Genomic DNA, 235 nt, shown 5'->3' with positions numbered 1-235 from the left:
AAGGCGATCTTCCAGCTCGAAAACGGCTTCTCGCTCGGCACTGGCGCGTTGCGCAATAACGGCGCGCTGTTCGGCCGCCAGGCGTTCGTCGGGTTGTCGAGCGACTACGGCACCTTGACGATGGGTAACCAGTACGACTTCATCGCAGACTACATCACGCCGTTCAACCTCAACGGCTATGCGAGCGTGTACGCGGGCCATATGGGCGATATCGATCGCATCTCCGCGGTGCAAC

1 protein-coding gene is annotated in these 235 nt (G+C 60.4%); it reads left to right on the top strand.

Annotation, left to right across the window (positions count from 1 at the left end):
* Window positions 1-235: porin (locus tag SB822_RS61045; RefSeq protein WP_410859648.1), on the top strand; the 235-nt coding region annotated here is incomplete at both ends.

Source organism: Paraburkholderia sp. SIMBA_054 (assembly GCF_046534875.1).
Taxonomy (GTDB): domain Bacteria; phylum Pseudomonadota; class Gammaproteobacteria; order Burkholderiales; family Burkholderiaceae; genus Paraburkholderia; species Paraburkholderia hospita.
Note: the sequence above shows the minus strand (reverse complement) of the source record. Positions and strands in the feature narration are given on the sequence as shown.